At 68.1% G+C, this 23,604-nt stretch carries 21 protein-coding genes; 9 read left to right on the top strand and 12 right to left on the bottom strand.

The window, feature by feature from the left end:
• Positions 1 to 39: 39 nt before the first annotated feature.
• The 5 genes from gyrB to dnaA all read right to left on the bottom strand — a co-directional run bounded on the left by gyrB (position 40) and on the right by dnaA (position 7,185).
• The gene (gene gyrB / locus K6T84_RS15270) at positions 40 to 2,091 is read right to left on the bottom strand and encodes a DNA topoisomerase (ATP-hydrolyzing) subunit B (RefSeq protein WP_225401038.1); all 2,052 of its coding nucleotides are present in this window, start codon (positions 2,089 to 2,091) and stop codon (positions 40 to 42) included.
• 195 nt (positions 2,092 to 2,286) lie between these two features.
• Entirely contained in the window at positions 2,287 to 2,847 is a 561-nt protein-coding gene (locus tag K6T84_RS15265; protein ID WP_224863766.1) for a DUF721 family protein, read from the bottom strand.
• On the bottom strand, positions 2,844 to 4,004 hold the full coding sequence (gene recF / locus K6T84_RS15260; RefSeq protein ID WP_225401037.1) for a DNA replication/repair protein RecF: 1,161 nt from the start codon (positions 4,002 to 4,004) through the stop codon (positions 2,844 to 2,846). The genes K6T84_RS15265 and recF overlap by 4 nt, the downstream gene beginning before the upstream one ends.
• Positions 4,005 to 4,041: 37 nt before the next feature.
• The gene (gene dnaN, locus K6T84_RS15255; RefSeq protein WP_224863764.1) at positions 4,042 to 5,238 is read right to left on the bottom strand and encodes a DNA polymerase III subunit beta; all 1,197 of its coding nucleotides are present in this window, start codon (positions 5,236 to 5,238) and stop codon (positions 4,042 to 4,044) included.
• 474 nt (positions 5,239 to 5,712) lie between these two features.
• Complete coding sequence (gene dnaA, locus K6T84_RS15250; RefSeq protein WP_224863761.1) at positions 5,713 to 7,185, bottom strand: chromosomal replication initiator protein DnaA; 1,473 nt, start codon at positions 7,183 to 7,185, stop codon at positions 5,713 to 5,715.
• Between the two features lie 604 nt (positions 7,186 to 7,789).
• On the opposite strand from dnaA, the gene rpmH reads away from it, so the two are divergent.
• The 9 genes from rpmH (at position 7,790) to K6T84_RS15205 (ending at position 14,080) form a co-directional block, all read left to right on the top strand.
• Entirely contained in the window at positions 7,790 to 7,933 is a 144-nt protein-coding gene (gene rpmH, locus K6T84_RS15245) for a 50S ribosomal protein L34 (protein WP_024442093.1), read from the top strand.
• 16 nt (positions 7,934 to 7,949) lie between these two features.
• On the top strand, positions 7,950 to 8,324 hold the full coding sequence (gene rnpA, locus K6T84_RS15240) for a ribonuclease P protein component (protein ID WP_224863759.1): 375 nt from the start codon (positions 7,950 to 7,952) through the stop codon (positions 8,322 to 8,324).
• Positions 8,324 to 8,590, top strand: a complete 267-nt coding sequence (gene yidD / locus K6T84_RS15235; protein ID WP_224863757.1) for a membrane protein insertion efficiency factor YidD — start codon at positions 8,324 to 8,326, stop codon at positions 8,588 to 8,590. Before rnpA ends, yidD begins: the two co-directional genes overlap by 1 nt.
• A gap of 43 nt (positions 8,591 to 8,633) precedes the next feature.
• Positions 8,634 to 9,692, top strand: a complete 1,059-nt coding sequence (gene yidC / locus K6T84_RS15230) for a membrane protein insertase YidC (protein ID WP_408066124.1) — start codon at positions 8,634 to 8,636, stop codon at positions 9,690 to 9,692.
• A gap of 54 nt (positions 9,693 to 9,746) precedes the next feature.
• On the top strand, positions 9,747 to 10,334 hold the full coding sequence (locus tag K6T84_RS15225; protein ID WP_224863753.1) for a Jag family protein: 588 nt from the start codon (positions 9,747 to 9,749) through the stop codon (positions 10,332 to 10,334).
• A 77-nt stretch (positions 10,335 to 10,411) separates the two neighbouring features.
• Entirely contained in the window at positions 10,412 to 11,152 is a 741-nt protein-coding gene (gene rsmG, locus K6T84_RS15220; protein WP_224863751.1) for a 16S rRNA (guanine(527)-N(7))-methyltransferase RsmG, read from the top strand.
• Entirely contained in the window at positions 11,149 to 12,099 is a 951-nt protein-coding gene (locus tag K6T84_RS15215; RefSeq protein WP_224863750.1) for a ParA family protein, read from the top strand. The genes rsmG and K6T84_RS15215 overlap by 4 nt, the downstream gene beginning before the upstream one ends.
• Positions 12,096 to 13,097: a ParB/RepB/Spo0J family partition protein gene (locus K6T84_RS15210; RefSeq protein ID WP_224863749.1), complete on the top strand. Its 1,002-nt coding sequence runs from the start codon at positions 12,096 to 12,098 to the stop codon at positions 13,095 to 13,097. The genes K6T84_RS15215 and K6T84_RS15210 overlap by 4 nt, the downstream gene beginning before the upstream one ends.
• Before the next feature lie 254 nt (positions 13,098 to 13,351).
• Entirely contained in the window at positions 13,352 to 14,080 is a 729-nt protein-coding gene (locus tag K6T84_RS15205) for an acetyltransferase (RefSeq protein ID WP_224863747.1), read from the top strand.
• Between the two features lie 12 nt (positions 14,081 to 14,092).
• Here the strand turns inward: K6T84_RS15205 and K6T84_RS15200 are convergent, their stop codons facing one another.
• The 7 genes from K6T84_RS15200 to K6T84_RS15170 form a co-directional block, all read right to left on the bottom strand.
• A complete protein-coding gene (locus tag K6T84_RS15200; protein WP_224863745.1) occupies positions 14,093 to 15,313 on the bottom strand; it encodes an N-acetylmuramoyl-L-alanine amidase in 1,221 nt (406 codons plus the stop codon).
• Between the two features lie 122 nt (positions 15,314 to 15,435).
• Positions 15,436 to 15,768 (bottom strand): thioredoxin, encoded by a 333-nt coding sequence (gene trxA / locus K6T84_RS15195; RefSeq protein ID WP_225397924.1) that lies wholly within the window; start codon positions 15,766 to 15,768, stop codon positions 15,436 to 15,438.
• Positions 15,765 to 16,754: a thioredoxin-disulfide reductase gene (trxB, locus tag K6T84_RS15190; RefSeq protein ID WP_224863742.1), complete on the bottom strand. Its 990-nt coding sequence runs from the start codon at positions 16,752 to 16,754 to the stop codon at positions 15,765 to 15,767. Before trxB ends, trxA begins: the two co-directional genes overlap by 4 nt.
• A 75-nt stretch (positions 16,755 to 16,829) precedes the next feature.
• Positions 16,830 to 17,324: an RsmA family anti-sigma factor gene (locus K6T84_RS15185; RefSeq protein ID WP_224863740.1), complete on the bottom strand. Its 495-nt coding sequence runs from the start codon at positions 17,322 to 17,324 to the stop codon at positions 16,830 to 16,832.
• Entirely contained in the window at positions 17,311 to 17,862 is a 552-nt protein-coding gene (gene sigM, locus K6T84_RS15180; protein WP_224863738.1) for an RNA polymerase sigma factor SigM, read from the bottom strand. The genes K6T84_RS15185 and sigM overlap by 14 nt, the downstream gene beginning before the upstream one ends.
• 66 nt (positions 17,863 to 17,928) lie before the next feature.
• Positions 17,929 to 21,372 carry a murein biosynthesis integral membrane protein MurJ gene (murJ, locus tag K6T84_RS15175; RefSeq protein WP_408066123.1) on the bottom strand — a complete coding sequence of 1,148 codons (3,444 nt, stop codon included), beginning with the start codon at positions 21,370 to 21,372 and terminating at the stop codon, positions 17,929 to 17,931.
• Positions 21,294 to 23,582 (bottom strand): hypothetical protein, encoded by a 2,289-nt coding sequence (locus K6T84_RS15170; protein WP_329786703.1) that lies wholly within the window; start codon positions 23,580 to 23,582, stop codon positions 21,294 to 21,296. Before K6T84_RS15170 ends, murJ begins: the two co-directional genes overlap by 79 nt.
• Positions 23,583 to 23,604: the final 22 nt, after the last annotated feature.

Below are 23,604 nucleotides of genomic sequence, written 5' to 3'. Positions count from 1 at the left end.
GCAAGGAGGTCAGCGGGCGCTAAATGGCGCGGTATATCCCTAAACATCCAGGAAGCGAACGTCTTTGGCGTTGCGCGTGATGAAGCTGCGGCGCGCCTCGACGTCCTCGCCCATCAGGATCGAGAACAGCTCGTCGGCCGCGGCGGCGTCGTCCAGGGTGATCTGGCGCAGCACTCGCACCGTCGGATCCATGGTGGTCTCCCACAGTTCCTTGGCGTCCATCTCACCGAGACCCTTGTAACGCTGGATGCCGTCGTCCATGTTGATCTTCTTGCCGGCCGCCTTGCCCGCTTCGAGCAGACCGTCGCGCTCACGGTCGGAGTAGGCGAATTCGGCCGCAGTTCCGCGCTGCCACTTGAGTTTGTACAGCGGCGGCTGCGCCAGGAAGACGTGCCCGTGTTCGACCAGTGGCCGCATGAAACGGAACAGCAGGGTCAGCAGCAACGTGGAGATGTGCTGACCGTCGACGTCGGCGTCGGCCATCAACACGATCTTGTGGTAGCGCAGCTTGGCCAGATCGAACTCGTCATGGATGCCGGTGCCCAGGGCGGTGATGATCGCCTGGACCTCGTTGTTCTTGAGCACCCGGTCGATACGGGCCTTCTCCACGTTGATGATCTTGCCGCGCAGCGGCAGAATGGCCTGGAACATCGAGTCACGGCCGCTCTTGGCCGAGCCGCCGGCCGAATCACCCTCCACCACATACAGTTCGCACTTACTCGGGTCATTCGAGCGACAGTCGGCCAGCTTGCCGGGCAACCCACCCAGGTCTGTAGCGCTCTTGCGCCGCACCAGTTCTCGTGCCTTGCGCGCTGCCATTCGGGCCTGGGCCGACGAAACGGCTTTGTTGATAATGGTTTTGGCCTCGGCCGGGTTCGCCTCGAACCAGTGGCCCAGCTGTTCGTTGCAGACCTTCTGTACGAACGACTTGACCTCGGTGTTGCCCAGCTTGGTCTTGGTCTGGCCCTCGAACTGCGGCTGGGACACCTTCACCGAGATGACCGCGGCCAGGCCCTCGCGGATATCGTCGCCGGTGAGGTTGGGGTCCTTGTCCTTGAGCAGCTTCTTGTCCTTGGCGTACTTGTTGACGACGCTGGTCAACGCGGACCGGAAGCCCTCTTCGTGAGTGCCGCCCTCGTGGGTGTTGATCGTGTTGGCAAAGGTGTGCACCGACTCCGAATAGCCGTTGTTCCACTGCATGGCGATCTCGACTTCGTGTCCGGTTCCCTTGCCGTCGAAGTCGACCACGCTCTGATGGATCGGGGTCTTGCTGCGGTTGATGTGCGCGACGAAGTCGCGCAGTCCGCCGGGGTAGTGGAAGGTGCGGTGCTTGACCTTGTGCGGCCCCTGGGCTTCGGCGGCCTGCTGCTCGGCGGTCTTCGGCGCATCGGCGGTATCGCTGACCACCTCGTCGACGACCTCTTCGACCCGAACCCGCTCGTCGGTCAGGTCGATGGTCAGGCCCTTGTTGAGGAAAGCCATCTCCTGCAGGCGTCGTGCGACGGTCTCGAAGTCATAAGTGGTGGTCTCGAAGATGTCCGGGTCCGCCCAGAACCGGATGGTGGTGCCGGACTTGTTGGTCTTGTCGCCCTGGCGCAGGGTTCCCGGCACGGACTTGTCGTAGGTCTGGAACCATTCGTGCCCGTCACGGAGGATGTCGGCTTCCAGTCGGCTCGACAGGGCGTTGACGACGGAGACTCCCACACCGTGCAGTCCACCGGAGACCGTGTAGGCACCCTCTTCGAACTTTCCGCCGGCGTGCAGCACGGTCATCACAACATCCACGGTGGGGACACCGGTGGCGTGCATTGCCACCGGAATGCCGCGGCCGTCGTCGGTGACCTCGACGCCACCGTCTTCGAGGATGCGCACCGCGACCTTGGTCGCGAAGCCGGCCATCGCCTCGTCCACGGCGTTGTCGACGACTTCCCAGATCAGGTGATGCAGGCCGCGCTCACCGGTGGAGCCGATGTACATACCGGGTCTTTTGCGAACGGCTTCGAGGCCTTCGAGAACTTTGATCGAATCGGCACCGTATTGGTTTTGGGCAGCCACGGTCGGGAAGCTCTCCTCAGGGTCACAAGCCAGCATTCGTCACACCACTCCGAGTGGGTGCGCTGGATACCGCAACAGTCTACCGTGACGGCCCGGCGGCGGGCATTTTCTCCGGGTGTTTCCACCCATCTGATTGCGTCGTGGCGCGGATATCGCGGTCGATGGTGTGTCCGATCGCTCGACGACGGGATTTCTCAGCTCGTAGCGCCGCTCAGCGGTGGGTGGCCGGACCTATCCGTAGGTATCGCGCGGGCCGCGGCCCGACACATGCCGCGGTCCCTTGCGCCAGGACGGCGCGCTGGGACCGGTGATCTTCAGGCTGGTCACCACCCCGTCGCCGACCGTCGCGGCGATCTTCGCCAGCAGCTGCGCCTGCACCAGCCGCAGCTGGGTGGCCCAGGCGGTGGACTCGGCCGACACGCTGAGCACCCCTTCGGCCAACCTCGTCGGGACGGCGTGTGAGGCGATGTCCTCACCCACCACCGAACTCCACCGGCCCAGCACCGTTCCCTCGGCCACCTGTGCCGACCAGCCGCGCGCCTGCGCCAGGTCGTGGGTGGCCGCACCGAGGGTCTGGGGGTCACGGCCGTCCGGAGCCGGACCGGACCAACGACGGCGGCCCCCACCGGCCCCGGGCGCGCGGCGCCGCAGTGGTGCCCGGCGGCCCTGCCCGACGTCCTTGCCCTGACTGCGTGCCGCCTCCCGGGCTTCGGCCAGGGTTCGACGGACCAGATCCATCCCGGCCAGGCCGGCCAGTTGTGCCGGAGGCTGCGGGTCCTCGGGGTCGGTCACGTCGGCCCACCGGAGAGTTCCGAGACCCTGCCGTGGTCGTCTTCGGCGACGGTGATACCGACTTGGCGGGCCGACCACTGGCCGGGTATGTCGTCGGGGACGGCGGCGGTGATCAGCACCTGCTCGGCGGAGGCCGCGACGTCGGCCAGTGCGCGGCGCCGCGCCGCGTCCAATTCGGCGAACACGTCATCCAGCAGCAACACCGGCTCGGGGCCCTCGCTGCGTAGCAGTTCATAGGACGCCAACCGCAGCGACAACGCCATCGACCACGATTCACCGTGGCTGGCAAAGCCTTTCACGGGTTTCTCGGCAAGACTGAGTTCCAGTTCGTCGCGGTGCGGGCCGACCAGGCAGACGCCTCTCTCCAACTCCGCCCGGCGGCGACTCGCCAATTCCGCCAGCAGTGCATCCTGTAGCTCGGCCGGGCTCTCGCCGACCTGACCGTCGGTGACCTCCAGTTTGGGTCGGTAGACGATGCCCGCCGCCCGCGGGCCCGGGGCCAGCAGTTGGTAGGCCTTCTCCACTTCGGGCGCAAGCTGATTCACCAACTCGATGCGGGCCGCCATCAATTCCGAGCCGTGTGCGGCCAGTTGGGCATCCCAGACATCGAGGGTGTCCAGGACCGAGCGGTCGCCGCGGTACAGCGCCCCGGACGCACTCTTGAGCAGCGCGGTCCGCTGGCGCAGCACCTTGTCATAGTCGGCACGTACCGCGGCGATCCGCGGCCGGCGCACGCTGGCCAGTTCATCGAGGTATCGGCGGCGCTCGCCGGGATCGCCGCGCACCAGCGCGAGGTCTTCGGGGGCGAACAGCACCGCCCGCAGCACACCGATCACCTCGCGGGCGTGACGGACCGGGGCGCGGTTCAACCGGACCTTGTTGGCGCGTCCGGCGACAATCTCAAGATCGACCGCCAACTCGCGGCCTTCATTGACCACGATCGTCGATACCACGGCCCGGGACGCACCCGAACGGATCAAGGGTGCGTCGGTAGCCACCCGATGTGAGCCGAGTGTGGACGAATACCACAGTGCCTCAACGAGATTGGTCTTGCCGTACCCGTTGGGCCCAACCAGGACCGTGGCACCCGGCTCGAGGTCGAGGTCGATCTGGGCCCAGGATCGGAAGTCGCGCAGGCCCAGGTGACGGATATACACGCGAAACCCACCCCTCCCGTCGTCGCAGTCGCGCCGATCAGCCGGGCAGGCGAACCGGCATCAACAGGTACACGTAGTCCGAGGCTACCGCCGGGAACGGGCCGCTTCCGGTCGGCTGCGCGTCGTCGGCGCCGGCCGGCCGCAACACAGCAGGCTTCTTCGGGTCGGTGAAACCCATCGACACTCGTTCACTGTGCAGCGAACCCAGGCCGTCGGTCAGATAAGTCGGGTTGAACGCGATGGTCAACGGCTCACCGACGAAGTCGACCGGCAGGTCCTCTTCGGCTCGGCCGACATCTTCGGCACCGGCCGAGAGCCGCAAAGTCCCCTCGGACAGTTCCAACCGAACCTGCGCACCGCGGTCGGCCACCAGGGCCACGCGCTTGATCGCCTCGGTCAGCTCGGCCACGCCGATCGTGGCCACCGCGAGGTGCTCGCTGGGCAGCAGTTGGCGGAACTTCGGGAACTCCGCGTCCAGCAGCCGGGTGGTGCTGCGCTTGCCGGCGCTGGTGATACCCAGCAGGCCGTCGCTGCCCACCTCAGAGCCCGCGCCGAGCGCAAGATGCACGTCGGTGCCGTCGGTACTGGCCTTGGCCGCCTCGGCCAGAGTCTTGGCCGGGACCAACACCGCGGCCTCGGTACCGGGAGCCGCCGACCAGGTGAGTTCCCGGACCGCCAATCGGAAGCGGTCGGTAGCGGCCAAAACCACTGTGTTGCCGGAGATCTCCACTCGGATTCCGGTCAGCATCGGCAGGGTGTCGTCGCGGCCTGCGGCCACTGCCACCTGACCTATCGCCTCGGCGAAGACATCAGCGGAAAGTGTGCCGGTCTCATCGGGCAGCGTCGGCAGCGTCGGGTAGTCCTCGACTGTCATGGTCGGCAGCGAGAACCGTGCGTTGCCACACGTCAACGACACCCTGGTGGCCTCCACCTGGACCTCGACCGGCTTGGCCGGCAGCGCTCTGGTGATGTCGGAAAGCAGCCGACCGGATACCAAAACACTTCCCGGGGAAGAGATCTCCGCCGCGAGCTGTACCTCAGAGGAGACTTCATAGTCGAAGCCCGACACCTTCAGGCCGTCGTCCGAGCCGGTCAGCAGCACACCTGCCAGCAGCGGAACCGTCGGCCGGGCCGGCAGGGATTTGGCTACCCACGCCACCGCATCGGCGAAGTCGTCTCGGTCTAGCCGGAACCTCAAGTCGGTAAGGCCCGCGTTCATGGTCGCCGCGTCCATAGTGTCCCTTCGTCACGAAACGCCCTACGCCAGGCGTAAGAGCGGTAGGTCACAACCGTAGAGCCTCGACGCCCGTCTTGAAAGTTAATCCCAGACACCGAAGGCAGGGCGCCGGGGCGGCTTCGTCTAGTTGTGAACAGGGAGATCCGCGCTGAATCCCCAACGTCCTGTTTTGAAAGAGAATCGATGAAGAGATTTCAGTATTAGTAATAAGTCCTGTGGAATCTGGGGACAGCGGGGCATCTGCGCTGTTGAACGGGGTTGTGACGTTGGGGAGGGCCGGTGAGTGACACGCGGAGCCGGCCGTGGGTGTCTGTGTATGACGATGATGTGTGTGTATCGCGGGCGGTTGGTGCCCGGATCCTCGACAGGTTGTCCGCAGCGGCATCCACAGGTGTGGACAGTGACTGGTGATAACAGAGTGTCGAAAGTTTCTTGCGGAGAAAGTTGACACCCACCCGGTGGATGCGGCGGTCAGCGCTTGGCCCGTTGCCGGATCCGGGTGGTGAGCTCTTTGACCTGATCGAAGACCTCGCGGCGTTCGGCCATCTCGTTGCGGATCTTGCGTTCGGCGTACATCACGGTGGTGTGGTCACGGCCGAAGGCCTGGCCGATCTTGGGAAGTGAGAGGTCGGTCAGCTCACGGCACAGATACATCGCGATCTGACGGGACTGGGCCAGCGGCCGCGTCTTGCCCGGACCGCGCAGTTCTTCGACGGTGATGTCGAAGTACTCGGCGATGACGGCCATGATGATCGCGGCACTGATCTGGATGGTGCTGGCGTCGGCGATGAGGTCGCGCAGCACGATCTCGGCCAGGGCCCGGTCGATTGGTGTCTTGTTCAGTGAGGCGAAGGCCGTGACGCGGATCAGCGCGCCTTCGAGTTCGCGGATGTTGCGCTCGATGCTGGTGGCGATCAACTCCAGCACGTCGCCGGGAACATCGAGTCGCTCCATCTGTGCCTTCTTGCGCAGAATCGCGATCCGGGTCTCCAGATCGGGTGGTTGAACGTCGGTGATCAGCCCCCACTCGAACCGAGTGCGAAGCCGATCCTCCAGTGTCGCAAGCTGTTTGGGCGCCCGGTCGGAGGTGATGACAATCTGCTTGTTGGCATTGTGCAACGTGTTGAAGGTGTGGAAGAACTCTTCCTGGATACCCTCTTTGCCCTCGATGAACTGGATGTCGTCGACCAGCAGCACGTCGATATCGCGGTAGCTGCGTTTGAAGGCGACCTTGCGGTCGTCGCGCAGGGAGTTGATGAAGTCGTTGGTGAACTCTTCGGTGGAGACGTACTTGACGCGCATCCCGGGGAAGAGTCGCTGGGTGTAGTTGCCTGCCGCGTGCAGTAGGTGAGTCTTGCCCAGGCCCGACTCACCCCAGATGAACAGGGGGTTGTAGGCGCGGGCGGGTGCTTCGGCGATGGCCAGGGAGGCGGCGTGGGCGAACCGGTTCGAGGTACCGATGACGAACGTGTCGAAGGTGTAGCGCCGGTTGAGGCTGGCACCGTCGGCGGTGGTCGAGTCGTCGCTGGGACGCTCGGTGAAGTGATTGGGCCAGTCATAGGCGACATCGGTGGTGTCGTCTTCGTCGTCGAGGTCATCATCGGCCGCGGTGGGCGTGCTGTCGGCCGCCGGGGTGGCCTGGTTCTCGGACTCCGACGGAGCGATACGGACGCCCAACTCGATCTGGTGACCGAGCCGGCGACTGAGTGCAGCGGTGATCTGGGAACGCAGGTGGCGTTCGATCTCGTTCTGGACGAAGCTGCTCGGCACCGCGAGCAGCGCGAATCCCTCGACGATGGCCAACGGGTGAACCAGGTTCAGCCAGGCCTTCTGCTGCGGTGTCAGAGCAGGTGTCGGGGGGTCCGCTTCCGGGGATTCACCGTTGAGTTCGGCGACGACCTCGTCCCATAGGCTGAGAAACGCCGTTCCGGGGTCATCGGTCAATGCTCCATCCCCCTGATTCGATGCCGTGACTGGAATGGATATCCTGCTTGAGCATCGTAGGGCATGCTATCCACACAGTTATCCACAGCTGTGGATGAGATGCGCGTTCTCCGTCGGGGCCCGCCGGCCCGGTTACTCGGCAACGGCCACCCCAGACGTTCTTCTGATATCTGAGGCGCCGGCCCCTTGGTCCGCTTGACTCCGTGGACGCTCACCGATCGAGTGATGAAACGGTGTTGGCAAGGAAGCTAACAGGTTTCTGGGCGGGGGACTACACCTTTTGGGCAGATGACTGGCCGCAAAGCGCCGGGCTTCTGAACAGCTGAGACAGGTGAGACCAGTGTTAACAGAGCGATTGGTTCGTCTGCCTCAGAGACGGTTGTCTAGCCGGGGTTTGACCCAGCGAAGTTGCATCAGTACCCTCGAACAGTCGCCCGAACGCTGGCGATACGGCAGCGACCGGCCCCAAGCCGGAGACCGCGCCGGTTACGAGCAAAGACGCAGAAGTTCACCGAACTTACCCAGTGCGTCGCGTGCGGCAGGCACAACGGGCATCCGGTGTGTCGGGCAGACGCGACGCGAGATGCAATAAGGAGAGTGTGCCGTGGCCAAGGGCAAGCGGACCTTCCAGCCCAACAACCGTCGTCGGGCCCGGGTGCATGGCTTCCGGCTGCGGATGCGGACTCGCGCCGGTCGTGCGATCGTCACCGCCCGGCGCAGCAAGGGCCGTCGCTCGCTGACCGCCTGAACACGGCGGCACGGCTGTGCTTCCGGCGCAATACCGGATGAGACGCTCGGCCGACTTCGGTGTGACGGTCAAGCGCGGCCGACGGGCGGTACAGCCCGATATCGTGGTCTACGGTCGGCGTCCGGAGCCTTCGACGGATGTCGAGTCTCAATCATCGCCCCCGGCAGTGGGTTTGATCATTGCCAAGTCGGTGGGTTCGGCGGTGGATCGTCACCGGGTGGCCCGGCGGCTGCGGCACGTGGCACGCGACGTGATCGGTGAATTGGCGCCGGCCGAACAGCTGGTGATTCGCGCCCTGCCGGGCAGCAACGGCGCCACCTCACAGACACTGCGGGCCCAGTTGCGTGACGGCCTGTCCTCGATCCGGCGAACCCGAGACGCGGCACGCTGATGAACGCAATCACCGCAGCCCCCGTTCGGGCGCTGATCTTCGTCATCCAGCTCTACCGGCACATGGTGTCGCCGCTGCGACTGCCGAGTTGTCGGTTCATGCCGACTTGCAGCCAGTACGCGGTGGATGCGCTGAGCGAGTACGGGCTGATTCATGGGAGCTGGCTGGCGCTGGTGCGGCTGGCAAAGTGTGGACCGTGGCACCGAGGTGGCTGGGATCCGATACCCGAGCCGCAAGCGAGGGAGAGTGAGTCCATTGACCTTTGATCCATGGAGTCTGGACTGGGTCTACTACCCGGTTTCGGGCATTATGTGGTTGTGGTACAAGGCTTTTGGCCTTTTTCTCGGCCCCGCGAACTTCTTCACGTGGGCGCTGTCGGTGGTGTTCCTGGTGTTCACCCTGCGGGCCATCCTCTACAAGCCGTTCGTCAAGCAGATCCGCACCACCCGGCAGATGCAGGAACTGCAGCCACAGATCAAGGCGCTGCAGAAGAAGTACGGCAAGGACCGCCAGCGTATGGCGCTGGAGATGCAGAAGCTGCAGCGCGAGCACGGGTTCAACCCGATCCTGGGCTGCCTGCCGATGCTGGCTCAGGTCCCGGTGTTCTTGGGCCTGTTCCACGTACTGCGCTCGTTCAACCGCACCACGACCGGGATCGGGCAGCTGGGCCTGACCCCGGAGCAGAACCGGGAACTGGGCAACTACTTCTTCAGCGCCACCGATGTCGGCCACTTCCTCGACGCGAACCTGTTCGGCGCACCGCTGGGTGCGACCATGATCCAGCAAGGCACCAGCCTGACGGCATTCACTGAGTTCAACCGGTTATCGGTGATCGCTGTCGGGGTGCCGATCATGATCGCGGCGGGCATCGCGACCTACTTCAACAGCCGGGCGTCGGTGGCGCGGCAGAGTCCGGAAGCCGCCGCCAACCCACAGACCGCGATGATGAACAAGCTGGCGCTGTACGTGTTCCCGCTCGGCGTCGTCGTCGGTGGACCGTTCCTGCCACTGGCCATCATCCTGTATTGGTTCTCCAACAACATCTGGACGTTCGCCCAGCAGCACTACGTCTTCGGGCTCATCGCCAAGGAGGACGAGGCCAAGAAGGACGAGGCGCTGCGTCGCCGCGCTGCCAACGCACCGGCCCCCGGTGCCAAGCCCAAGCGATCTGGTCGCGCCGCGGTCAGTGACGCTGCGGGCGACAGCGATGCACTTAAGGCCGAGACCGCCGACGCGGAGGCCGACGGGGACACGGCTACCGCGCCAGAGGTGACCCGGGCCGAGCCCGTCAAGCGCAACCCGGCCCGGCCGGCGGCCCGCGGCGGCCGCCCCGGAGCCGGTTCCAAGCCCAGGAAACGCAAGCGGTGACAGACCGCCACAAGCCAGCCGGCGCGTGAGCAGCCGGACACGGAGGGAGACGACATGACCGACACGACTGATTCAGAGACCACCGAGCGCGACGCGGTGGACGCCCAAGGGGCCACCGAGGCGCCGGGGGAGACCCCCGCCGAGACGGGAGAGCCGGCCGCGGCGCCGGGGGTGGACCTGGAGGACCGTCTGGTTGCCGAGGGCGAGATCGCCGGCGACTACCTCGAGGAGTTGCTCGACCTGTTGGACTTCGATGGCGACATTGACCTCGACGTCGAGGGCCGCCGTGCCATCGTGAGCATCGACGGCGGCAGTGATCTGACCAAGCTGGTGGGCCGCAAGGGCGAGGTGCTCGACGCGCTGCAGGAGCTGACCCGCCTGGCGGTGCATCAAAAGACCGGTGAGCGCAGCCGCCTGATGCTCGACATCGCCGGCTGGCGCAAGCGTCGCCGCGACGATCTGACGGCACTGGGCGACGAGGTGGCCCGCCGAGTGCTGGACAGTGGTGCTGACGAGGAACTGTCTCCGATGAGCCCGTTCGAACGTAAGATCGTCCACGATGCGGTGGCGGCCGTCGCGGGTGTGCACAGCGAGAGTCAGGGCGTCGAGCCGGCCCGACGAGTCGTGGTTCGGCGGGACTGACGGACTCAGCAGCCGAAATTACACGTGGGTAATTTCGGCCCGCGCTCCGTCCCCGGGAAGCCGGAGGAACGTTTCACGTGAAACATGTCGCGGACGCAGCGGGGCCTGGACCACCGCACAGTGCCGGCGACGTCTTCGGCGGACGGCTCCCGATCGCCCGCCGCTATGCGCAACTTCTGGTTGGGCCGGGCGTCGAGCGCGGCCTGATCGGGCCGCGGGAAGTCGACCGGATCTGGGACCGCCACCTACTCAACTGCGCGGCCGTCGCGGAGGTTCTCGAAGCGGATGAGCGGGTTGTCGATATCGGCAGCGGCGCCGGGCTGCCAGGGATACCGTTAGCCATCGCTCGGCCGGACCTGCGCGTGACACTCGTGGAACCGCTACTGCGTCGCAGCGATTTCCTCCGCGAGGCGGTCGACGAACTAGGACTCGGTGACGTGACAGTGGTACGTGGTCGTGCCGAGGATCAGCCTGTGCGCGACGTGGTCGTGGGACAGGACGCGGTGGTCTCAAGGGCGGTCGCCGGGCTGGACAAGATCTGCCGATGGAGCATGCCGCTGCTTCGCACCGGAGGGCGAATGATCGCCATGAAGGGCGAGCGGGCAGAGGCGGAGATCGAGGAGCATCGCCGCGCGATGATCGCGCTAGGCGCAGACGACGTAAGGGTGGTGAGATGTGGCGTGAACTATTTAACCCCGCCCGCGACCGTGGTGATGGCGCTGCGAGGGGAGCCCAAGGCGGCGCGCCCACGGCGCCGGACCGCAGCAAGCCCGACGCGGGGAAGCTCGACGCGACGGCCCACCAGGAGATCAGAATGAGCAACCCAGGCGGCCCCGTTTCACGTGAAACAACGCAAGCCTCCGTTTCACGTGAAACATCGACCGACCTCGACACCCCGATCGGCGCCGCGGCGGAACGCGCGATGCAGGTGCTGCACACCCGCAACCGCCTGCCCCGGCCGCAGCGCCGCCGGATCTTCACGGTGGCCAACCAGAAGGGCGGCGTCGGCAAGACCACTACGGCGGTCAACCTCGCCTCGGCGCTCGCGGTGCAGGGCATCAAGACACTTGTGATCGACCTCGACCCGCAGGGCAACGCCAGCACGGCGCTCGGCATCACCGATCGCCAGTCCGGTACACCGTCGTCCTACGAGGTGTTGATCGGCGAGGTGCCGGTGCAGGCCGCGCTGCGGCAGAGCCCGCACAACGAACGACTGTTCTGCATCCCGGCGACCATCGATCTGGCCGGCGCCGAGATCGAGTTGGTGAGCATGGTGGCGCGGGAGAACCGGCTGCGGACCGCGTTGAGTGAGTTGGACGGCTTCGGCTTCGACTACGTCTTCATCGACTGCCCGCCCTCGCTCGGCCTGCTGACGGTGAACGCGTTGGTCGCGGCACCGGAGGTGTTGATCCCCATCCAGTGCGAGTACTACGCCTTGGAAGGCGTGTCCCAACTGGTCCGCAACATCGAGATGGTCAAGGCGCATCTCAACCCGCAGTTGGAGGTGACGACCGTCTTGCTGACGATGTACGACGGCCGCACCAAACTCGCCGACCAGGTCGCCGACGAGGTGCGGGGGTACTTCGGTGACCGGGTGTTGCGGACGGTGATCCCGCGCAGCGTCAAGGTCTCGGAGGCGCCCGGCTACGGCATGACCATCATCGACTACGACCCCGGTTCGCGCGGGGCCATGAGCTATCTGGACGCCAGCCGCGAGCTCGTCGAGCGCGATGCGGCAGACACAGGGGAGGGGCGGCGCAGGTGACCGGACCATCGCGGAAGAAGGGCGGCCTGGGCCGCGGCTTGGCGTCGCTCATCCCGACCGGGCCCGGCGACGAGACCTCGGGAGACCGCGGGCCGCTGGGGCCGCGGTTGGGCGACGCCGCGGCCGACGTGGTCATGGGCGGGCGGCCCGGCGCTTCCCCGGCGCCTGCGGTCGAAGCCGGCGCGGTCTACCGCGAGATCCGCCCGAGTGACATCGAGCCGAACCCCCGTCAGCCGCGAACGGTTTTCGACGACGAGGCGCTGGCCGAACTGGTGCACTCCATCCGGGAGTTCGGGCTCATGCAGCCGATCGTCGTCCGGGAGGTAGCGGGCGCCACGGCTGGGGCACCGCGGTATCAGTTGGTGATGGGGGAGCGCCGCTGGCGCGCCTCCCAGCAGGCCGGCCTGGAGACCATCCCGGCCATCGTGCGGGAGACCGAGGATGACAACCTGCTGCGCGACGCACTGCTGGAGAACATCCACCGGGTGCAACTGAACCCGTTGGAAGAGGCGGCCGCCTACCAACAGTTGCTCGAAGAGTTCGGGGTCACCCACGAGGAGTTGGCCACCCGGATCGGGCGATCCCGGCCGTTGGTGACCAACATGATCCGCCTGCTGCGGTTGCCGATCGCGGTCCAGCGCAGGGTCGCGGCGGGCGTCTTGTCGGCCGGCCATGCCCGGGCCCTGCTGTCGCTGGAGGCCGGTCCGGAGGCCCAGGAGGCACTGGCGGCGCGGATCGTCGCCGAAGGACTGTCGGTACGGGCCACCGAGGAAGCGGTCACTCTGGCCAACCGCAACGGCCCCCCGCCGCCCGCCGCGCCCCGGCGCAAACCGATTCAGATGCCGGGTCTGCAAGACCTCGCGGAGAAGCTGTCGACCGCGTTCGACACCCGCGTGACGGTCAGTGTGGGCAAGCGGAAGGGCAAAATCGTCGTCGAGTTCGGGTCTGTCGACGATTTGCAGCGGATCGTCGCGCTGATGGACTCGACGAACGACTGAAACCGCCAACCGGCGCCGAACAACCGGAACAACCCCGACCAACCGACGTCCTACCCCACACGGCAATTACGTCACTGTGACGGTATGACTCTCGGACGGTGTCCGATCGAGTGAAACATGTTGAGCAACAATAGGTTGCGTCTCAGAGCGGGACGACGGCACTCGCGGTCACCGATGGTGGCATCCGGTGGCGTATTCCTCCTATCCTTAAGGAGCTGTCAGCAGTGACAGCACGGTTTGAGACCGGGAGTTGAGTGGCTGTCCGAATCGCACCCCTGAAGCTCGAGGGTTTCGAGCAACTTCCCAAGCACGCCCGCCGCTGTGTCTTCTGGGAGGTCGATCCGGCCACCCTCGGCAACGACGAACACCTCTCAGATCCGGAGTTCGAAAAGGAAGCCTGGCTCTCGATGGTGATGCTGGAGTGGGGATGCTGCGGTCAGGTCGCCACCCCGTCGCCCGCCACCCGCGCGATCGGCGACCCGGACTGCCTGGGCTACGTGCTCTACGCCCCGCCGCGGACGGTGCCGCGGGCTGACCGGTTCCCGACGGCGCCGGTCTCGGCCGATGCGGTCCTGCTGATGTCGATGGGTGTCGATCCCGCCGCGATGGCTGACGGATTGCCGCGGGAGCTGATCGGCCACGCCGTCAACGAACTCATGCGCCGCGGCGTCCGCGCATTGGAGGCGTTCGGCCGCACACCGGAGGTGGGGGAGTTACTGGACCCGCTGGCGGTCCCGCCCGATGTTGCGCCGGTGCTGGAGGCAGTCGGTGACTGCTCGGTCGAGCACTGCGTCATCGCGACAGAAGTCCTCCTCGACGCCGGCTTCACGATCGTGGCACCGCACCGGTACTTCCCGCGGCTCCGGCTGGAACTGGACAAGGGACTGGGCTGGAAGGCCGAGGTGGAGGCTGCGCTGGAGCGGCTGCTGGAGAGCTCCCGGATCGCCCAGCCGATCGGGGCGGGGGCCCCGGCGTCCGGCTGACCAGCTGCGCCCCTAACCGCCGGTGAGCCGGCCGGCCTGTTCGACCGACAGTTCGTGGGCCAGCAACTCGGCGAAGGTGAAAGTGCCGGTGGGCCGGTCGTTCTTGCCGAGCAGGTAGAGCCGCTTCACGGCTGCCAGCATGCCTTCGGCGATCGCGTCGCGGGTGGCGGGGGAGACCAGCAAACCGCGATCGCGCGGACTGGTGATGTAGCCGACGTCGACCTCGACGGTGGGCATCCGAGTCAGACGCAGTAGGTCCCAGGTCCGGCCGTGAGCGCGACAGTCCTGTAAACCGGTGCGCGCCACAATCTCTCGCTGAATGAAGTCGGCGAGGCTACGGCCGATGGTCGACACCGAGCCGTGCGAGTTGCCGAAGTGAAACGACGCCACCCCGCTGGCCGCCGGGCTGGTATGGGCCGCGCAACGCAGGCTGATCATCAAGTCGGCACCAACCGCGTTGGCGGTCGCGGCGCGTTCCGCATCCGACGGCCCGCGGCCATGCGGCCGGGACAGGAACGTCTCCATACCGATCGCCGTCATCCGGCCTTCGAGCCGACTTGCCAAGTCCCACAGTATGTCTGCCTCGCTGATCGGACCTGAGGGGGTCTGGGTGATCAGGCCGTGGTCGCTGCCGCCGCGGCCGGGATCGATGACGATCCGCTTGCCGGACAGCCGGGGCCCCGAGCGCCGCACCAACTCCTCCTCGCGGATCGCGTGCGGTGAACCGCCGCTGACCCGGGAAGCGAGAAAGTTCAAGGAGCGCAACGTTTCCGGACCGCAGATGCCGTCAGCGCACAGCCCGTACTCGCGCTGGTAGGACATCAGCGCATTGTGGGTCTGGATACCGAAATAGCCGTCGACCATGCCGGTGTAGAAGCCCAGATCCTGCAGGCGGGCCTGCAGCGTGGCGATGTCGTCACCGTACATCGGCGCACCGAACTGGTGGTTGAGGATCCGCGCGCCCAGCCGGTAGGACGCCTCCTTGAGCGCACGGAAGGTGGCCTCGCCGATCACGCCGTCGACGAGCAGGCCGCGCTGCTGCTGAAACGCGCGCACCGCCTGGAGCAGCTCGTCGTCGAAGACATCCAGCGCCACGTGCTTGCCGGTGCTCAGATCCGCGTCGGGGCTGTTCAGCAGGCCCAGCGCGGCCAGTGCGGCCCGGATCTCGACCACCGCGCCGCTGCGGTCGCCACGGCGCAATACGTCGTGCGCGCCGCGATGCCGACCCGGCATGGCCTGGCCCTCCCTGGTCGTCGCTGTGGCCGCTGTGGCAGCCGTGATTTAGCCGACGGTTGACGGCAGATCCGCCAGCATTGTCTCAGACGCGGCCCGATTTTCGGTAAACGACGAGGTGGTCAGTCGGCGTCGGCGAGCTCGCGCAGCAGCGCCGCCTTGCCCTTGGCGCCGACGATCCGCTTCACCGGCTGACCGTCTTTGAACAGGATCAGGGTGGGGATCGAGACCACGTTGAAATCGCGAGCGGTGGCAGGATTGGCGTCCACGTCGAGCTTGGCGACGGTCAGCTCGGCGGCCTGCTCGGCGGCGATCTCCTCCAGTACCGGGGCGACCATCTTGCAGGGGCCGCACCAGGTTGCCCAGAAGTCCACCAGCACCGGCTTGCTGCTGGCCAGCACATCGGCGGCGAAGGTGGCGTCGGAGACGGTCACGGTGTGGTGGTTGTCGGTCACTTCTGTGCTCCCATCAGGGTTGCGGTGTCGTCCTGCGATTCGGCTGCTTCGGCCAGCCAGCGTTCGGCGTCGATCGCGGCCGCACAGCCGGTTCCGGCGGCGGTGATCGCCTGCCGATACGTGCGGTCCACCAGGTCACCGGCGGCGAACACCCCTTCCAGCGAGGTGCGCGAACTCGGGTGCGTGACCTGCACATAGCCGTCGGCGTCGAGGTCGATGGCACCGCGCACCAACTCCGAGCGGGGATCGTGGCCGATCGCGACGAACACGCCCGTCACCGCCAGGGTGCTCTCGGCGCCGGTCACGGTGTCACGCACCCGCAGGCCGGTCACGGTGCTCTCACCCTCGACCGCCACCGGGGTGGCGTTGGTGAGGAAGCGGATCTTCTCGTTCTCCTGCGCGCGTTTGAGCATGATCTTGGAGGCGCGGAACTCCTCGCGGCGGTGCACCAGCGTCACACTGCGGGCGAACCGGGTCAGGAAGGTGGCTTCCTCCATCGCCGAGTCACCGCCGCCGATCACGGCGATGTCCTGGTCGCGGAAGAAGAATCCGTCGCAGGTGGCACACGAGCTGACTCCCCGGCCCAGCAACTCCTGCTCGCCGGGGATGTTCAGGTAGCGCGCTGCGGCGCCCATGGCCAGCACGACCGCGCGGGCGTGGTGGGTCTGGCCGTCGGCGGTGGTCACGGATTTGACCGGACCCTCCAGTGACACCGACTCCACGTCCTCCATCTGCAGGTCGGCGCCGAAGCGCAGCGCCTGCTCGCGCATCTCGTCCATCAGCTCCGGCCCCATGATGCCGTTGCGGAAGCCGGGGAAGTTCTCCACCTCGGTGGTGGTCATCAACGCCCCGCCGAACGAGGTTCCCTCGAACACCAGCGGAGCCAGCTGGGCCCGCGCGGCGTAGATCGCGGCGGTGTAGCCGGCCGGACCGGAACCGATGATGATCACGTCGTGGACCGACGGCGTCTCAGGCTGCGAGGACATCCAGGGCCTTTCCTTTTCGGATCTGGTTTCAGGGGCTAGCAACGTCAGCGTAGGGGCAGGATGTTCCCGCGGCCGCTAAGGGCTGCGCACGGTGGTATCTGCCAGCAGACCGGTATCGGCGGAACTGCAGGTGGGAGACACCGCGACGGCGACATAGCTGCCGGTCTGCTCGCCGGCCAGCACCAGCACCACCCCGGGATGCCCACGAATCTCTACCTCGCGGGCGCCCAGCACCCGGGTCGAAGCCGGGTAGCCGAGGCCGGCCAGGCAGCCGATCCGGCGGGCCGGGTCGGCCAGTGCGCCGTACTCGGGGCTGCGGTCCAGCAGCGCGAGGATCTCCGGCCCGGTCAGCGGCAGCGTCGCGGTGGGCTCAGCCGACACGGTGATCGCATCCAGGGTGCGCGGGCCGCTGGCGGTGTCACCGGGGGAACGGATCAGCGCCGCCGTGCCGACCGCGATGGCCAGCAGTGCGGCGCCACCGCCGACACCGGCGGCGATCCGGTTGAACCGGGGCAGCGGCCGGCTGGAATGCGCCGGGTGGCCCCGGCCGTCTCGATCACCTGCATCCATGGCAGTGCAAGGGTATCCGGCCCAGCAGGATCGCCAGCCGGGCCCGGCCCCGCGCGCATCGGCTCTTGATGGTGCCCGGCGCCACCCCGAGCGCGGCGGCGGCCTCGGCGATCGAGTAGCCCGCCATGTCGACGGCCACCACCGCGGCCCGCTGTCCGGCGGGCAGCCGGCGCAGCGCCGCACGGACCTGCAGGGCGGTATCGACCTCGGCGGTGCGGTCGGCGACCCAGGACATCTCGTCATGTAGCTCCACCTGGTGAAACCTGTTGCGCCGCAGCCGGTCCCGACAGGCATTCACCACGATTCGATGCAGCCAGCTGCCGACCGCGGCGTTATGGCGAAACGACCCCGCGCCGCGGTGCGCCGAGAGCATCGCGTCCTGCAGGGCGTCTTCGGCGTCGTCGCGGCACCCGATGGTGCGCCGGGCCAGCCGGCGCAGCCGATGCTCGTGGCGGCGGTAGAGCTCACCGAAAGCGGTGTGGTCGCCGGCGACGTGCGCGGCCAGAAGTTCGGTGTCGCTGCGGTCCCGGAGCCCCATGCGCGGACAGTAGCCAGCCCACGGGTCAGCGGCACTTCACCTGTCCACAGGCGATTTCAGGACCACTCAGGACGCCGCTTGCACGGTGATCTCGGAGATCTGGGTGCGACTCTCACCGTTGGTGCTGCCCATGGTGGAGATCCACACCAGCAGGGTGCTGGTCGGCTCCGAGGAGTCCGCCGAGATCTTGTTGGGCCCGGGCTGCAACGCCTTGGCCGGCACCAGCACCGTGGTCTCCTCCAGCCGGGTCGGGTGCGGCGTCGGCGACGAGCGCAGCTCCACCTTGGTCCCGGTGCTGGGCACGTCGAGGCTGACGCTGCTGATCACCGTGGGCTTGGGCAGCGTCAGCAACAGTCCGACACCGCTCTTGAACCCGGGGAACGGCACCGCGTCGGAGTAGGTGTCGGTCGACCAGGCGGTGGCCGGATTGCCGTCGATCGCCAGCCGCGCATCCTGGGGCCGGTCGGCCTCGCCGCCGGGGGAGAAGACCGTGGCCACCGTCGGCCGCACCGTGCCGGGCGCCTCGGCACCCGGCAGGGCCGACGCCGAGGGGCTGCTCAGGCCGAGCTCCGTCTTGTCCAGCCCGTTGACGTCGCCGAAGATCCGGTTGAGCACCGAGGCCAGCACCAGCAGTGCGATCAGGATGACCGCTCCGCCGATGCCGATACCGATCAGCACGCGCCGCCGACGCTCCGCCTGCTCCTCGGCGTCCGGTGGTGCCGGTACCGCCGGACGTGCCGGCGGCCGGGCTTCGCCGACCGTGTTCAGCACCTCGGTCTGCTCGTGCGCCGCGGTGGCCTGCTGCAGCAGGTTCGACAATGTCGCGGCGCCGCGGATCCCGCCGTCCCGCTGGATCGCGTGGGCGGCCGCCGAGGAGATCGGGAACGGGATGTCGGAGTTGATCGAGTCGGGGGTGACCGGGTTGCCGGAGTCGTCGACGTCGGCCGGGGGCAGTCCGCAGTCGGCGCCGGACTCCGGCAGGGGCCACCGGTTGACCAGCAGTGCGTACAGGGCGGCACCGATTCCGCGGATGTCGTCCTCGGGTTTGGCCTCGGGCATCGTCGCCGGGAAGGCCAGCGTGACGTCGCCGTCGATACTGACCCGGACCCGGGCCGGGTGGTCGAGCGACAGGGCGGCGCCGGCCTTGTGGGCGGCCTCGGCGGCGGCGGCCAGCGACTTCATCGCACGAGCGGCACCGATCGGTGAGGGGGCGGTGCCGGCGACCTCCTGCAGGGAGGCGCCGCGCACCCATTCGGACACGATGAGCCCGCCCGCGCCGATCCGCACGACGTCGAGCACCCGGGCGATCCCGGGCAGGTCGATCTGGCTGAGCCGCTGGGTGCGCGACAGGACGCCGGTGAGCTGGGCTTCGTTCATCGTCTGATCGACGTCGACGAACGTCAGCGCCACCTGCCGTTCCAGCGAGGTGTCCTGCGCCTGCCAGAACTGCAGCGTGGCGGTGGCGCCGTGCCGCACCAGCAGCCGGTAGCGGCCACCGGCGATGCTGAGGCCGGGTGTCAGATGGGCGCTGGCCGGCGTTGCATCGTCACCAGGGTGAGCTACCGATTGCGCTGTGGTGCCCGCCCCCGCGCCCGTCGAAGAAGTGTCGGCCACATCCGCGCCTTTCGGTCTCCGGCCACCGGCGATGTCGGCCGGGGGCGTATGCCAGCTGGGAGCGTCGAACTCCTCCCCGCCCGATGTGGGCAAACGGTTCTGCTCAGCGTACGGGACGATTCGGCCGTGAGCAGGCCGGTTGAACGTGCCGATCTCCGGGGCGAGCCGGCGGCGCACCGCCGCCAGTGCCGAGACGGCCTCGGGAACCTGGGCACGCACCATGACCGTCGCGATGATCGGCAGCATCACCAGCCCCAGCACCAGCAGCCGAAGCATCGACCCGGCCGCGCCGTGATCGGTCAGCCCGCTCAGGCCCCGGTCGAGGATCACCGCGACCAGCCCGGCCAGCAGCGACGCCGTCAGCGTGACCAGGACGGTGCGAAGCACCTCCGTGCCCAGCAGGGCCCGGCGGACCGGCACCGCCCCCAGGCCGGCGGGCGGCAGCAGCTGCCGGCGCAACAGGAAGTGCCCGACGATCGCGCCGGCCAGGAATCCCAGCCCGTTGGCCAGGCCCAGGTAGCCGGCCACCAGGTCCGGGTTGTCGGTCAGGTGCGGGGCGGCCAGCGAGGCGACGATCTTGACCGCGGTGATCACCACGATCATCACGATCGGGATCCACGGCTGTTCGCGGGCGTAGAAGACCCGCAGCTGCAGCAGCACCATGGCGTAGGGCAGCAGCGTGAACGCCGACAGGGCGACCGCGCTGCCCAGGTACCCGGCGTCGACGTCGCCGAAGTTGCCGTAGGCGAACAGCGCGCTGCCGATCGCCGGACCGCCGACGGTCATCAACGCCACGATCGGGATCAGCGTGATCATCATCAACCGGGTGGCCAGGGACAGATCGGCGAGCACCGCGGGGTCGTCGCCGGCGGCGGCGTTGCGGCTCAGCCGAGGCATCACCACCGTCAGCACCGTCACGCCGATCATCCCGAACGGAAGTTGCAGCAACAGCCAGGCGTAGTAGTAGATCGCCGGCCCGGACGCCGCCGAGGTGGCCGCGATCTGGTTGGTCACCACCAGCCCGATCTGGCTGATCAGCACGTAGAGCACCATCGCGGCGGCCATCGTGCCGAACCGCTTGAGCCGGTCGTCGATACCCCACAGTGGACGCAGGCTGATCCGCTCACGCCGGATCGCCGCCAGCAGGACCACGGTCTGGGCGATGACCCCGGCCGTGGTGCCCAGACCCAGCACCAGCAGCTTGGCGTTGCCCATCCGCACCGGGTCGACGGAGAGTTCCCCGGGCATCAGCAGGTACACCACCAGGGTGGCGATCGCGACGACGTTGTTGACCACCGGCGCCCACGCCGGCGCCCCGAAGATGTTGCGGTTGTTCAGGATCGCCATGAACACCGAGGACAGCCCGTAGCAGATCACCTGCGGCAGCAGCAGGTAGGCGAACGCGATCGTCAGCGGCTCGTTGACCTGAGGGTCACCGCCCAGCATCAGTCGGACCAGCAGGGGCGCCGCGGCCACCGAGATCATCGTGGTGGCCAGCAACAGCGCGGTGGCCAGCGTGACCAGCCGCCGCACGAAGGCGGTGCCGCCGTCGGGGTCGTCGCGTTCGGCGCGCGCCAGCACCGGCACGAAGATCGCCGTGAAGGTCGCCTCCAGCACCAGTGCCGCGATCTGATTGGGCAGTTGGTTGGCCACCGAGAAGGCGCTCGACAGCGCCGCTCCCAGGATCGCCGCCAACATCACGATGCGGACGAACCCGGTGATCCGGCTGACCAGGGTGGCCAGCGCCATCCCCCAGGACCGCGACACCACCGCGGCGTCGGTCAGCTCCGCGCGGACCGGCCGCGGATTCGGCGCGCTCACCGGGCGGGGTCCGGGTCGGGCGGGCGGGGGCGGTCCAAGTCGGCGCGGTCCGGCTGGCCGCGGAACCGGTGCCACAGCCGGCGCCCGGTCAGCGCGATCAGCACCGCGGTGGCCGCCATGGTGATCAGGAACAGCACCATGCCGTAGGCGTTCGAATGCACCGACAGCCGCACCGATTCGCCCAGCGGCAGACCGTCCGGGGTCTGCAGCGCCACGTCGACGACGAAGTGCTGGTTGACCCGCACCTCCACCGGTACCCGCAGCGGCAGATAGCCCGGCGGCAGCTCGAGCTCGCCGACGTCCGCCACCGTCATGCCCGGTGGCGCATCGACGTGCAGCCGCACCCGGACCGGGACCGCCAGGTCGTTGCGCAGCGCCAGCGGCAGCGGGCTGTGTTCGGTGGCCAGGGTGTAGGTGCCCGCAGGGTTGACGATGGTGACCGCGCCGATCAGATCGCCGACGGCGTGGCCGACGACCCCCAGGCGCTCTGTGGCCACCTGGTTGCGCACGTCGGCCGGTTCGGACTGGCTCAGCGCCCGCAGCATGTCCTCGGCCAGCGGCGCGGTGTAGGCCTCACCGGTCATACCGGTGCGGGTGTCGGTGGTCAGCGCGGCCGTCAGCCGCCACAGCCGGTCGACGTCCCCGGCGACGGTACTGACGATCTCCGGCCCGAAACCGCCCACCGGCTGTCCGGAGGGCAACGGGTGCTCCGTCGTGGCGGTGACGGCGGCGGCCTCCTCGATCACCGCGGTCAGCGGCTTCGGCACGGCAAGGCCCGACCGTAGCGCGGTGGCCAGGGTGGTCAGCACGGCCCGGGCGTCGTCGGCCCGGGGCTTCCAGTAGGCGGGCGGCATCAGGATCTCATCGCGCGGGGCGCCGGGAGTATCGGGGGACTCCAGCGCCCGCCACAGCATCGAACCGAGGGCGTCTTGACGACGGGCCAGGGCCGAGTCGTGCTGCAGCCGGATGGCCAGGGAGCCGTCGAGGTAGGTGGGCGCCACCGGATCGGTGCCCAGTCCGGCCAGGGCCGCACCGACCGCAGGGTCGTAGGGAGCGGCCACCAGCTGGGGCGAGAGTCGCCGGGGCGTGAGGTCGGCGGTCGCGGCGGCGCCGCTGCCCGAATCGTGGGCCGCGCAGTCGCCGCCGGTGATCACCACCGCGTCACCCTGGGCGCCGATCATCTCCGCGGCACCGGCGGTCAGCCGCCCGTCGCTCAGCAGCACCGCGCCCCGGGTGGAGCTGACCCGCAGGATCCGGTCGACGACCTCGGCCGGCCGGCTCACCGCGATCGCGTCCAGTCCCGGGTCGCCCACCCGGGCCAGGGTGTCCAGGTCGGCCTGGGCGTAGGGGGTGGCGGCCACACAGCTGTCGCGTGCCACCCTGCGCAGCCGCTCCAACCAGGTGGTGGCGGCCGCCTGACCGGTGCCCGGGTGCGAGGTCAGGCTGTCGGGGGAGTCGGCGACCACGTAACCGCCGGTCATCGCGTTCACCGTGACCAACAGGTCGGGGTCGACCGCCAGGCACAGCGCTCGGTTGACGGCCCTGCCGCCCTCCACCGCGGCGCTGCCGGCGAACTCGGCGGCGGACAGCAGCGCGTCCAGTCGTCCGCCCGGCGCCAGGGAGGTCGCCAGGTCGTCGTCGATCAGCCGCACCGGCACCGTGCCGCCGGCCGCGCCGGGCATCAGCCGGGGACGATCTGCCAGCGGCCACAACATGGTGATCCCGACCGGATGGGAGGTGTCCGGGGGCACGGCGCCGGCCGGTGGATCGGACTCGGCGCCGGTCCGCGGCAGGCCGGTGACCGGCAGCAGGAAGCGGGCGTCGTCCAGGCGGGCCGGCTCGCCGTAGTCGGGGGTGCCGTTGACGTTGACCAGCAGCGGATAGATGCCCGGCCGGTCGATGCTCAGGGCCGGCTGGCTCGCTGACCGCAGCGGGGCCGACAGGCTGAAGCGGGTCTCCTGGCCGCGCTGCAGCTCGGCGGAGACGGTGGTGAACGCGCCCACCGGCCGGTACTGGTCGTTGGTACCGGTCAGGTTGGTGCGCAGTCCGGCCGACGACGCGACGGCACCGGCCTGTTCCAGCCGCACCATCACGTCGCGCACCGGCCGGTCACCGACGTTGCGGACGGAGCCGGCGACGGTGACGACCGGGGCGCTGGAGGTGGTGACCACTTCCGGGGTGACAAGGTCCACCCGAATCTGGACGAACGGCACGGCATCGGGTTCGCCGGCACCGGCGAGTGGGACGGCAGCGGCGCCGAGCACCACCAGCAGGGCGGCGATCACCGCCGTGAGGGCCGTGGGGGAG

It is taken from the genome of Mycobacterium zoologicum, assembly GCF_020181635.2.
In the GTDB taxonomy this organism is placed as follows: Bacteria; Actinomycetota; Actinomycetes; order Mycobacteriales; family Mycobacteriaceae; genus Mycobacterium; species Mycobacterium zoologicum.
The sequence above is the reverse complement of the archived record's forward strand: the minus strand, read 5'-3'. Positions and strand labels throughout refer to the sequence as shown.

What these genes read in the sequence shown, in the direction of transcription:
- gyrB (WP_225401038.1), bottom strand. Translation starts at nt 2,091, where the DNA reads ATGCTGGCTTGTGACCCTGAGGAGAGCTTCCCGACCGTGGCTGCCCAA.
- dnaN (WP_224863764.1), bottom strand. Translation starts at nt 5,238, where the DNA reads ATGGACGCGGCGACCATGAACGCGGGCCTTACCGACTTGAGGTTCCGG.
- yidD (WP_224863757.1), top strand. Translation starts at nt 8,324, where the DNA reads ATGAACGCAATCACCGCAGCCCCCGTTCGGGCGCTGATCTTCGTCATC.
- yidC (WP_408066124.1), top strand. Translation starts at nt 8,634, where the DNA reads ATGTGGTTGTGGTACAAGGCTTTTGGCCTTTTTCTCGGCCCCGCGAAC.
- K6T84_RS15225 (WP_224863753.1), top strand. Translation starts at nt 9,747, where the DNA reads ATGACCGACACGACTGATTCAGAGACCACCGAGCGCGACGCGGTGGAC.
- K6T84_RS15215 (WP_224863750.1), top strand. Translation starts at nt 11,149, where the DNA reads ATGAGCAACCCAGGCGGCCCCGTTTCACGTGAAACAACGCAAGCCTCC.
- K6T84_RS15200 (WP_224863745.1), bottom strand. Translation starts at nt 15,313, where the DNA reads ATGCCGGGTCGGCATCGCGGCGCGCACGACGTATTGCGCCGTGGCGAC.
- trxB (WP_224863742.1), bottom strand. Translation starts at nt 16,754, where the DNA reads ATGTCCTCGCAGCCTGAGACGCCGTCGGTCCACGACGTGATCATCATC.
- K6T84_RS15185 (WP_224863740.1), bottom strand. Translation starts at nt 17,324, where the DNA reads ATGGATGCAGGTGATCGAGACGGCCGGGGCCACCCGGCGCATTCCAGC.
- sigM (WP_224863738.1), bottom strand. Translation starts at nt 17,862, where the DNA reads ATGGGGCTCCGGGACCGCAGCGACACCGAACTTCTGGCCGCGCACGTC.